At 41.8% G+C, this 12500-nt stretch carries 4 protein-coding genes and 5 rRNA genes (2 of these 9 only partly in view); all 9 read left to right on the plus strand.

What is annotated here, in order from left to right; translation table 11 throughout:
• Positions 1-60, plus strand: a 23S ribosomal RNA gene (locus D9842_RS21840) (it extends 2869 nt beyond the left edge of the window).
• A gap of 220 nt (positions 61-280) precedes the next feature.
• Positions 281-396 (plus strand): 5S ribosomal RNA (gene rrf, locus D9842_RS21845).
• A 1012-nt stretch (positions 397-1408) separates the two neighbouring features.
• Positions 1409-3082: a DUF6044 family protein gene (locus D9842_RS21850; protein ID WP_121664292.1), complete on the plus strand. Its 1674-nt coding sequence runs from the start codon at positions 1409-1411 to the stop codon at positions 3080-3082.
• 21 nt (positions 3083-3103) lie between these two features.
• A complete protein-coding gene (locus tag D9842_RS21855) occupies positions 3104-4114 on the plus strand; it encodes a glycosyltransferase family 2 protein (RefSeq protein WP_121664293.1) in 1011 nt (336 codons plus the stop codon).
• Positions 4086-4499 (plus strand): GtrA family protein, encoded by a 414-nt coding sequence (locus D9842_RS26690; protein WP_121664294.1) that lies wholly within the window; start codon positions 4086-4088, stop codon positions 4497-4499. The genes D9842_RS21855 and D9842_RS26690 overlap by 29 nt, the downstream gene beginning before the upstream one ends.
• Before the next feature lie 290 nt (positions 4500-4789).
• Positions 4790-6339: ribosomal RNA gene (locus tag D9842_RS21865) — 16S ribosomal RNA — on the plus strand.
• Between the two features lie 178 nt (positions 6340-6517).
• Positions 6518-9446 (plus strand): 23S ribosomal RNA (locus D9842_RS21870).
• A gap of 220 nt (positions 9447-9666) precedes the next feature.
• A 5S ribosomal RNA gene (gene rrf / locus D9842_RS21875) occupies positions 9667-9782 on the plus strand.
• The 16S, 23S and 5S rRNA genes sit together here, the layout of an rRNA operon.
• A 403-nt stretch (positions 9783-10185) precedes the next feature.
• Positions 10186-12500 carry the 5' portion of a glycerophosphodiester phosphodiesterase family protein gene (locus tag D9842_RS21880; protein ID WP_121664295.1) on the plus strand. It continues 25 nt past the right edge of the window, so the window shows 2315 of its 2340 coding nt (coding positions 1-2315); its start codon is at positions 10186-10188; its stop codon lies off the right edge, out of view.

A 12500-nucleotide genomic window follows, 5' to 3' on the forward strand; every position in this document is an offset into this window, starting at 1 on the left:
AGGTGGAAGCGCGGTGACGTGTGGAGCTGACTGATACTAATCGATCGAGGACTTAACCTAATAAAAGCGTAAGCTTAGTGAAGTTGAATTGTGAATCGTTATCTAGTTTTGAAGGAATATATTATTCCTGAAAACTTTATACAAAGTGAAAGGGTTTCGAGGAACGAACAGTTCAAGGAATCGATTGAGGAGACACCGGAGCGTACTTCAGTACGTGAGGATGTTGACGAATGAGATGACGCAGAAATGTGAAGTTCATCGGAAGCCGTAAACCACATTATTTGGTGATGATGGCGAAGAGGTCACACCCGTTCCCATGCCGAACACGGAAGTTAAGCTCTTCAGCGCCGATGGTAGTTGGGGGTTTCCCCCTGTGAGAGTAGGACGTCGCCAAGTAAGATGGAGAAAAGATCAGTAGAGATACTGGTCTTTTTTTGTGTAGTAAAAAGATGAGAAAAATCGAAGATTTGAATATGAGAAGTGAAAGACTAAATAAGACTACAGCCTGAGGCTTGGGAGAAGCAAGAAGGTCAAGGAAGCGCAGGGAGTGAAGACCGGAGTGTGCGGTTTTGGCACATGAAGATCTGAACGAACAAGCTGGCGTGGAGATACTGGATTCACTTATGAACGACACTTCAGGCTCTTTCCCTATCACTTATGTCGTTCATCCCACTTATGAACGACACCAGAGGCTCTTTCCTTATCACTTATGTCGTTCATCCCACTTATGAACGACACCAGAGGCTCTTTCCCTATCACTTATGTCGTTCATCCCACTTACGAACGACACCAGAGGCTCTTTCCTTATCACTTATGTCGTTCATCCCACTTATGAACGACACCAGAGGCTCTTTCCCTATCACTTATGTCGTTCATCCCACTTATGAACGACACCAGAGGTTCTTTCCCTATCACTTATGTCGTTCATCCCACTTATGAACGACACCAGAGGCTCTTTCCCTATCACTTATGTCGTTCATCCCACTTACGAACGACACCAGAGGCTCTTTCCCTGGCACTTATGTCGTTCATCCCACTTATGAACGTCACTCCGTGCTCTTTCCCTCTCACATATGTTGTGAAATCCTTTATAAGCGGCAATTTGCCTCTTATCGCAAACCTATAGTACAAACACAGAAATTAAGCTCCTGAGCGATGGTAGTTGAGGTTTCCCCTGTGTGAATTGGACGTCGCCAAGTAAGAAGATGAATAGATCAGTGTTAGATTATTCTTTTTTCACAAAAACCAAAATAGATATTACAATCGACAAATTTCTCCAAATATCGGGTAGTGACAGGCACCACAAAACAAATTCCCCCAACCCAAACATTTTTAGTATTTTTATCCTGTTTTTGTAAATCTTAATAAGTACAAATGTAGAAATGCTATTTAGTCAGAGGTGTGAATTTTGTTTTTAGATAGGATTAATAGTGAAAGTAGATTGCTTATATTTGCCTTTTTCATCATATGTTTATACCTTTCTCCTCTTTTTCTTTTAGGGGAGGATGCGCATATAAGGGTGCATGATAATCTTGATTCGAATTTAGCATGGTATAGGGTGTTAAGTGAGAGTGGGCAGATGCTTGGTTCAAGCGAAGCGAAGATTCCTCAAGTTATAAATGGATTACCCAGAAATGCATATGGAACAGAATTTAGTCTTATAGTTTGGCTCTATGCTATTTTTCCAACTATGGTTGCTTATGCTTTAAGCCAAACTATAACAAGGGTTTTTGCCTTTATAGGGATGTACTTATTATTAAAGGATCATTTTCTGAAGCACAAAGAATATACCCTTATTAATGTTGGAGTGGCTTTAGCATTTGCATTAACACCATTCTGGCCCTCGGGGATGCTTAGTACACTAGGTATGCCTTTAGCTTTATGGGCATTTTTACATATAAGAAATGGGGAAAGGACTTGGAAGCAGTTTCTAGTATTAACTTTACTGCCTCTATATTCAAGTATTGTATTAGGATTTTTCTTTTTTTTATTTGGAATGGGTGTGTTTTGGTTAGTTGATTTTATAAGAGGAAAACGCAATTATTATTTTCTGTTAGCTCTTATATATATGACTGGTATGTTCTTGGTTGTTGAGTATAGATTAGTTTATTCATTTTTGTTTGATGATGAGCCTAATAGTAGAGATGAATATTTTCATGCAAGGCTATCGCTATGGCGGGTCATTCGCTTAACCTTTAAGAACTTTGTGCTAGGTCACACACACGTAATGACAGTTCATGGGATCTTTATCCTGACAGTAACTCTTATTTCGTTATATATAGTCATAACTAAAAGGTTATGGAAAGAAGAAAGAGTGTTTCTCTTTCTCTTTATACTTAATTTTGCATTATCTACTTGGTATGCCTTTTGGTTTTATAAGGGCTGGCTGTCGCTAACAAAGAAATTTCATGTTATGGATACTTTTAATTTTGCTAGATTTCACTTTTTGAGACCTCTAGTTATATATGTTGGCTTTGCACTAGGGCTAAAAATCATTTGGAATTACAGAAAGAGCTGGAAGCCCTATGCTTTTTTCTTCATTATTGCACAAATTGTTTTACTCATTGGATTTAATGATGAGGTTATTTATCATAAGAAGCCCTCTGTAAAAGAGTTTTATTCAGAGCCACTTTTTAAAGAAATTAAATCTTATATAGGATTACCTCAAGAAAGCTACAGAATTGCTAGTATTGGCATTCATCCGGCAATTCCGCAATATAACGGTTTTTATACACTGGATACATATAATAACTTTTATCCCTTGAGCTATAAGTATGAATTCAGAAAAATTATTGAAAAGGAACTCGAGAAAAACAAAAAAATAAGAACATATTTTGATGAGTGGGGTGGACGATGCTATATCTTTACCGATGAACTTGGTAAGCATTATATGTTTAAGAAGAATTCTAAAAAAACGTTAAAAAATCTAGAGTTGAATACAGAAGCATTTAAAAACCTAGGTGGTTCATTTATTTTTTCAGCTGTTCCAATAGAAAATGCAAGTGAGAATAATCTAGTACTAGAAAAGACATTTCAAAGTGAAACTTCGGTTTGGAAAATCTACTTATATAAAGCAATGTAAAATCTGGGAGGTACTAAACAGATGGAACCGATACTTACAATAGTCGTACCATGCTATAACGAAGAAGAGGTCTTGCCTGAAACTTTAACTGTACTAATGAATACACTAGAAGATCTTATAGAAGACAGGCTAATATCAGACCAGAGTAATATATTACTTGTAGATGATGGGAGCAAAGATCAAACTTGGTCTATTATCTATAAAGAAAGCTTACAAAATAGAAAAGTACATGGTTTAAAACTAGCAAGAAATGTTGGGCACCAGAGTGCCTTATTAGCAGGACTAATCGCAGCAAAAGATTCGTCAGATTGTGTTGTATCTATTGATGCAGACTTACAAGATGACGTAGATGTTATAAAGGATTTTATCTTAAAGTATAATGAGGGCTTCGATATTGTATATGGAGTAAGAGATAAACGAGATACTGATCAATTATTTAAGAAAACAACTGCAGAGGCATTCTACAAGGTAATGCAGAAGCTGGGTGTAAATTTAATCTATAACCACGCTGATTATCGTTTAATGAGTAAAAGAGCTGTTGAAGAGTTAGAGAAATTTGAAGAAGTAAATTTATTTTTAAGAGGAATTGTTCCTTTAATAGGGTTTCCGTCTACATCTGTTTATTATGATCGAAAAGAAAGATTTGCTGGAGATACAAAATACCCTTTAAAGAAAATGATTTCCTTTGCTTTTGAAGGAATTACCTCTTTTTCAGTAACACCAATAAGGTTTGTTTTACTTCTAGGATTGCTCTCCTTTTTTACTAGTTTGTTATTTGGATCATATTTCGTAACGTTAAAGTTTATAGGAGAAACAGAAACAGGATGGACATCATTAATTACATCTATTTGGCTAATTGGAGGATTACAGTTAATAGCCATTGGATTAATTGGCGAGTACATTGGGAAGATTTATAAAGAGTCAAAAAGGCGACCAAGATATAGTATTGATATAAATACTTTAGGTTTAACAAAACAACTTATTAAAAGGAATATTGAAACCGATGCATCAGACCATAAAGAATTACTATAATAAGTCAAACACTGTTATACGATTTATAGGAGTAGGGATCATAAATACGACCATTGGAATCTCATTGATTTTCTTGCTATTAAATGTATTTGGCTTCTCCTATTGGATATCAACTTTTATAGGCAATGGTATAGGAGCCATAATTAGCTATATTCTTAATCGTAATTTTACGTTTAATAGCAATGTTAATAATAAAAAAGGGATTGTTCTATTCTTATTTGTCATATTAGTAAGCTATTATGTCTCTTACAATATAGGATACAGTTTGATAAATAAGAATGTCCTAAGTACCAACTTATATGGAGAAGAGCTTTCGATATTGTTTGCTGCATTTATCTATACAGTATTGAACTATTTAGGACAGAGATACTTAACATTTAAATAGGGATGAAAATATTACCAGTTGATAGTTATGAATGATATTGGTATGATATAAATCCAGTCACGAGTTACCAAGTGATTGAGTAATCTTAATTATTATCTTTTAAAAAACATATTAAAAATGTTTGACATATTTTTTATTGCATGTTATGATGATAATCCAGTCGTTGAGTGATATGACTTGGACAAGATATGATCTTTGAAAACTAAACAAAACCAAGCGTGCCAACGTTAATTTCGATTAACAAAAACAATGTACTATTTAGTGCAAACTTTATGAGCTATATCAACTCTTTATTGGAGAGTTTGATCCTGGCTCAGGACGAACGCTGGCGGCGTGCCTAATACATGCAAGTCGAGCGAACCAATGGGAGCTTGCTCCCTGAGGTTAGCGGCGGACGGGTGAGTAACACGTGGGTAACCTGCCTGTAAGATTGGGATAACTCCGGGAAACCGGAGCTAATACCGGATAACATTTTGAACCGCATGGTTCAAAGTTGAAAGACGGCTTCGGCTGTCACTTACAGATGGACCCGCGGCGCATTAGCTAGTTGGTGAGGTAATGGCTCACCAAGGCGACGATGCGTAGCCGACCTGAGAGGGTGATCGGCCACACTGGGACTGAGACACGGCCCAGACTCCTACGGGAGGCAGCAGTAGGGAATCTTCCGCAATGGACGAAAGTCTGACGGAGCAACGCCGCGTGAACGATGAAGGCCTTCGGGTCGTAAAGTTCTGTTGTTAGGGAAGAACAAGTACCAGAGTAACTGCTGGTACCTTGACGGTACCTAACCAGAAAGCCACGGCTAACTACGTGCCAGCAGCCGCGGTAATACGTAGGTGGCAAGCGTTGTCCGGAATTATTGGGCGTAAAGCGCGCGCAGGCGGTTTCTTAAGTCTGATGTGAAAGCCCACGGCTCAACCGTGGAGGGTCATTGGAAACTGGGAAACTTGAGTGCAGAAGAGGAGAGTGGAATTCCACGTGTAGCGGTGAAATGCGTAGAGATGTGGAGGAACACCAGTGGCGAAGGCGACTCTCTGGTCTGTAACTGACGCTGAGGCGCGAAAGCGTGGGGAGCGAACAGGATTAGATACCCTGGTAGTCCACGCCGTAAACGATGAGTGCTAAGTGTTAGAGGGTTTCCGCCCTTTAGTGCTGCAGCAAACGCATTAAGCACTCCGCCTGGGGAGTACGGTCGCAAGACTGAAACTCAAAGGAATTGACGGGGGCCCGCACAAGCGGTGGAGCATGTGGTTTAATTCGAAGCAACGCGAAGAACCTTACCAGGTCTTGACATCCTTCGCTACTTCTAGAGATAGAAGGTTCCCCTTCGGGGGACGAAGTGACAGGTGGTGCATGGTTGTCGTCAGCTCGTGTCGTGAGATGTTGGGTTAAGTCCCGCAACGAGCGCAACCCTTGATCTTAGTTGCCAGCATTCAGTTGGGCACTCTAAGGTGACTGCCGGTGACAAACCGGAGGAAGGTGGGGATGACGTCAAATCATCATGCCCCTTATGACCTGGGCTACACACGTGCTACAATGGATGGTACAAAGGGCTGCAAGACCGCGAGGTCAAGCCAATCCCATAAAACCATTCTCAGTTCGGATTGCAGGCTGCAACTCGCCTGCATGAAGCCGGAATCGCTAGTAATCGCGGATCAGCATGCCGCGGTGAATACGTTCCCGGGCCTTGTACACACCGCCCGTCACACCACGAGAGTTTGTAACACCCGAAGTCGGTGGGGTAACCGTAAGGAGCCAGCCGCCTAAGGTGGGACAGATGATTGGGGTGAAGTCGTAACAAGGTAGCCGTATCGGAAGGTGCGGCTGGATCACCTCCTTTCTAAGGAAAATGAGGCACGCTTGGTATTTTGTTTAGTTTTGAGAGATCATTATGATCTTTCTTTACTATGTTCCTTGAAAACTAGATAACGAAAACAATTCAAGTAATTCACTGAGTTTAAACGCTTAGTTTAGTGATTCTCTTAATAATTGATTTAAACGACATCTTTGATGTCAAAGGTTAAGTTGTTAAGGGCGCACGGTGGATGCCTTGGCACTAGGAGCCGATGAAGGACGGTACTAACACCGATATGCTTCGGGGAGCTGTAAGTAAGCTTTGATCCGGAGATTTCCGAATGGGGAAACCCACTGCTCGTAATGGAGTAGTATCTTCACCTGAATTCATAGGGTGATGATGGCAGACCCGGGGAACTGAAACATCTAAGTACCCGGAGGAAGAGAAAGCAAACGCGATTTCCTGAGTAGCGGCGAGCGAAACGGAAGAAGCCCAAACCAAGAGGCTTGCCTCTTGGGGTTGTAGGACACTCTATACGGAGTTACAAAGGAACGGAGTAAATGAAGAGGTCTGGAAAGGCCCGTCAAAGAAGGTAACAACCCTGTAGTTGAAACTTCGTTCCCTCCAGAGTGGATCCTGAGTACGGCGGGACACGTGAAATCCCGTCGGAAGCAGGGAGGACCATCTCCCAAGGCTAAATACTCCCTAGTGACCGATAGTGAACCAGTACCGTGAGGGAAAGGTGAAAAGCACCCCGGAAGGGGAGTGAAAGAGATCCTGAAACCGTGTGCCTACAAGTAGTCAAAGCCCGTTAATGGGTAATGGCGTGCCTTTTGTAGAATGAACCGGCGAGTTACGATCCCGTGCAAGGTTAAGTTGATAAGACGGAGCCGCAGCGAAAGCGAGTCTGAATAGGGCGAAAGAGTACGTGGTCGTAGACCCGAAACCAGGTGATCTACCCATGTCCAGGGTGAAGTTCAGGTAACACTGAATGGAGGCCCGAACCCACGCACGTTGAAAAGTGCGGGGATGAGGTGTGGGTAGCGGAGAAATTCCAATCGAACTTGGAGATAGCTGGTTCTCTCCGAAATAGCTTTAGGGCTAGCCTTGAAATGAGAGTCTTGGAGGTAGAGCACTGATTGGACTAGGGGCCCCCATCGGGTTACCGAATTCAGTCAAACTCCGAATGCCAAAGACTTATGTTCAGGAGTCAGACTGCGAGTGATAAGATCCGTAGTCAAGAGGGAAACAGCCCAGACCACCAGCTAAGGTCCCAAAGTATACGTTAAGTGGAAAAGGATGTGGAGTTGCTTAGACAACCAGGATGTTGGCTTAGAAGCAGCCACCATTTAAAGAGTGCGTAATAGCTCACTGGTCGAGTGACTCTGCGCCGAAAATGTACCGGGGCTAAACGTATCACCGAAGCTGTGGACTGTTCTTACGAACAGTGGTAGGAGAGCGTTCTAAGGGCTGTGAAGCCAGACCGTAAGGACTGGTGGAGCGCTTAGAAGTGAGAATGCCGGTATGAGTAGCGAAAGAGGGGTGAGAATCCCCTCCACCGAATGCCTAAGGTTTCCTGAGGAAGGCTCGTCCGCTCAGGGTAAGTCGGGACCTAAGCCGAGGCCGAAAGGCGTAGGCGATGGCCAACAGGTTGAAATTCCTGTACCACCTCCTCACCGTTTGAGCAATGGGGGGACGCAGAAGGATAGGGTAAGCGCGCTGTTGGATATGCGCGTCCAAGCAGTTAGGCTGACAACGAGGCAAATCCCGTTGTCGTGAAGGCTGAGCTGTGATGGCGAGGGAATTATAGTACCGAAGTTCCTGATTCCACACTGCCAAGAAAAGCCTCTAGCGAGGTGAGAGGTGCCCGTACCGCAAACCGACACAGGTAGGCGAGGAGAGAATCCTAAGGTGAGCGAGAGAACTCTCGTTAAGGAACTCGGCAAAATGACCCCGTAACTTCGGGAGAAGGGGTGCTTTTTAGGGTGAATAGCCCGGAAAAGCCGCAGTGAATAGGCCCAGGCGACTGTTTAGCAAAAACACAGGTCTCTGCGAAGCCGCAAGGCGAAGTATAGGGGCTGACGCCTGCCCGGTGCTGGAAGGTTAAGGGGAGAGGTTAGCGCAAGCGAAGCTTTGAACCGAAGCCCCAGTAAACGGCGGCCGTAACTATAACGGTCCTAAGGTAGCGAAATTCCTTGTCGGGTAAGTTCCGACCCGCACGAAAGGCGTAACGATCTGGGCACTGTCTCAACGAGAGACTCGGTGAAATTATAGTACCTGTGAAGATGCAGGTTACCCGCGACAGGACGGAAAGACCCCGTGGAGCTTTACTGTAGCCTGATATTGAATTTTGGTACAGCTTGTACAGGATAGGTAGGAGCCTGAGAAGCCGGAGCGCTAGCTTCGGTGGAGGCGTCGGTGGGATACTACCCTGGCTGTATTGAAATTCTAACCCACAGCCCTGATCGGGCTGGGAGACAGTGTCAGGTGGGCAGTTTGACTGGGGCGGTCGCCTCCTAAAATGTAACGGAGGCGCCCAAAGGTTCCCTCAGAATGGTTGGAAATCATTCGTAGAGTGTAAAGGCACAAGGGAGCTTGACTGCGAGACCTACAAGTCGAGCAGGGACGAAAGTCGGGCTTAGTGATCCGGTGGTTCCGCATGGAAGGGCCATCGCTCAACGGATAAAAGCTACCCCGGGGATAACAGGCTTATCTCCCCCAAGAGTCCACATCGACGGGGAGGTTTGGCACCTCGATGTCGGCTCATCGCATCCTGGGGCTGTAGTCGGTCCCAAGGGTTGGGCTGTTCGCCCATTAAAGCGGTACGCGAGCTGGGTTCAGAACGTCGTGAGACAGTTCGGTCCCTATCCGTCGTGGGCGTAGGAAATTTGAGAGGAGCTGTCCTTAGTACGAGAGGACCGGGATGGACGCACCGCTGGTGTACCAGTTGTCTTGCCAAAGGCATAGCTGGGTAGCTATGTGCGGAAGGGATAAGTGCTGAAAGCATCTAAGCATGAAGCCCCCCTCAAGATGAGATTTCCCATCACATTAGTGAGTAAGATCCCTGAAAGATGATCAGGTTGATAGGTCAGAGGTGGAAGCGCGGTGACGTGTGGAGCTGACTGATACTAATCGATCGAGGACTTAACCTAATAAAAGCGTAAGCTTAGTGAAGTTGAATTGTGAATCGTTATCTAGTTTTGAAGGAATATATTATTCCTGAAAACTTTATACAAAGTGAAAGGGTTTCGAGGAACGAACAGTTCAAGGAATCGATTGAGGAGACACCGGAGCGTACTTCAGTACGTGAGGATGTTGACGAATGAGATGACGCAGAAATGTGAAGTTCATCGGAAGCCGTAAACCACATTATTTGGTGATGATGGCGAAGAGGTCACACCCGTTCCCATGCCGAACACGGAAGTTAAGCTCTTCAGCGCCGATGGTAGTTGGGGGTTTCCCCCTGTGAGAGTAGGACGTCGCCAAGTAAATAGAGGAAAAAGATCAGTAGAGATACTGGTCTTTTTTTGTATGTTAAACAAAACTAGAACGAACAAACTGACACGGAAATTCGCAACTTATCGCGAGATGTTTTGACTTTCAACGACTAGAATAACGGTAACAGAGATTGTAAAACTTTTGTCGTATTCTGTTAATTAAATGTTAATGCTTTGTTTCAATTATAATTTCATAAGAATTTACAGCTATATCAATAGACTTAGCGACCAACAAAAGTGAAATTTAATGTAACAATATATAGTTATTTTTAGATACTTAATCCTATCAATCACCACTTTCTTCCTATAAAAAATTCTTAACAATCAAGTTTCCATAAGTCTGCTAAAATTTTTTGTGAATTAATAGTTATTTTTTAAAAGTAGGAGGAAAGTTATGAGAGGAAAATCAGGAAAGAAAAGCATTGTAACTATGTTCGTGACATCTGCACTTATTTTTAGTGCAGCACCATCTTTTATTGGTTTGGACACAAGTGCATATGCCGATCAATCAGATTACGTATTGGTGAATGAGAATTTTGACCAGATAACAAATGGACAACTCCCATCTGGTTGGAAGTTAGTTCAAGGTAAAGCAGCTATACAAGAAGGAAAATTATTTCTTACATCTTCTTCATCCGCAAGTCCAGCAAGAGTCATTGTACCGCTTGGTGATGAAACTGGAGATTATATCTTTGAAGCTGATATGACCTTTGTTTCTGCAGTTGAAGATACACGATGGGCTTCGTTAATGTACCGCATTCAATCTGAAAACTACCCTTATTATCAGTTCGCTCTCCGCAGAGGAACAACGGCGTTAAATGGATTGGAATTTGCAATCAGAAATGCAAATAATCAATGGGTTGTACCTGAAACAAATTTTTATCCTGAAAAATTTGAATTCAACAAAACATACAAACTTAAAGTTGTCACTAGTAAAAATCGTGTACAGCAGTTTGTAAATGGGAAATTGGTTATTGATACCGACCTGGCTAGCCAGTGGTTGAACGGTGATGTTGGCTTCCAAGCAAACGGAGCCAGTGTTCAATTTGATAATGTAAAAGTGACAACAATGTCTGAAGTGCTACCTCCTATTGAGAATGGTGGAGCTTTCATTCCGGAGGAAACAGAAACAAATATTATCAATCCACCGACACTAATTGCTAACAGTTCTGCTATGAATACTTCAGAGTCAGTTTCATCTGTGGTACTTCCTGTAAAAATGAATGCGAATGGGAAACTACTAACTAACGATAAAAAGTTAAGTGAAGTCTTAAAATCAATAAAAAATAAGCGAATTCCAATTATTAAAGTGGAGGAAGAAAATCTAACAGAAGCAATTATAGAAGAATTAAATAGTACACAAACTAATGATGTTCATTTTATCTCTAGTAATCCCTCTATATTAAAAGATTTAAGGTCGAACTATCCAACTGCACGTGGTGGGCTAATATATAATAAAAATTCAATGAATAAAAATGATTTAGAGAAGTTTGCTCAAGATATTCATAAAAATAAAGGGAAAGTAGCTATCATTTCGCAGAAGATTTTAACACAAGAGATAGTTCATTATTTACACAGTAGGACAATCTCTGTATGGGGGATAGGCGCTGAATCTGATAATTCGGCACATGAAATGATTCATATTGGTGTAGATGCAATTATTTCAAATACACCAGAGTACACAACAAAGGCACTAAAAGAATATCCTGAAAATACGATTATTCAAAGGCCAATAGTTGCAGCTCATCGCGGTGTTCCATCATTGGCTCCAGAAAATACAATGGCTGGTTATAAGTTAGCGTATGATCTCGGTGCGGATATGATTGAAACGGACTTAAAAATAACAAAAGATCGTCATTTAGTTATCATGCATGATAATACTGTGGATAGGACAACCAATGGAACAGGTAGGGTTCGTGATCTAACTCTTGAAGAGATTCGTGCATTAGATGCAGGGGGGGGATTCAGCTCTAAATTTAAGGGAGAGAAAGTACCAACCTTTAAGGAGTTTTTACAGGAATTTAAAGGAAAAGAAGTTGTTTTACTAGTCGAGTTGAAAGATACGGGGATTGAGGAGCAAGTGATTGAAGAAATCGAAGAAGCGAATATGGTAGATCAGGTTGTCCTGCAAAGTTTTAACTTAGGGAGCATGACAAAGATAAACGATCTGAAGCCTGAGATACCTATTGGTTATCTATTTTCAACCGGTGTTCCTGAAACTGAAGCAGGTAAATTGAAAAATGCTCAAAAAATGCTAGAGTATGGAACAAGCCAAAAGGTGACTATTAATGCTAGCTATGGAAGTATATATCAAGAATTAAATACCTATGTACGTCAACGTGGTATGCTGAATATGCATTGGACATTTAGGGATGAAGGTTCTTTTAGCGATAAACTAAAAGAAGGTATGATTGGACCAATTACAGATTATATACAATGGTTAACTGACTCACCTATAAACCTTGAATCACCAATAAAGAAGGTAAACTTAAAGGTTGGAAAAACATCTATAATTAATGCAAAAGCATTTGTTGATTACCGAGTCGATAAAAAAGAAAATATTAAAACAGAGCTCTACATCATTGGAAATTCTGATATTGTTCGTATAGATGGAAATACCATAGAAGCAATAGCACCGGGAGAAGCTCAAGTTTTTGTGAAAAATACGTTTACGATGCTAGGTAAGGAATGGAATGTGGTAGCAGAGCC

Origin of the sequence: Metabacillus litoralis, from assembly GCF_003667825.1 — a bacterium.
Classification (GTDB): domain Bacteria; phylum Bacillota; class Bacilli; order Bacillales; family Bacillaceae; genus Metabacillus; species Metabacillus litoralis_B.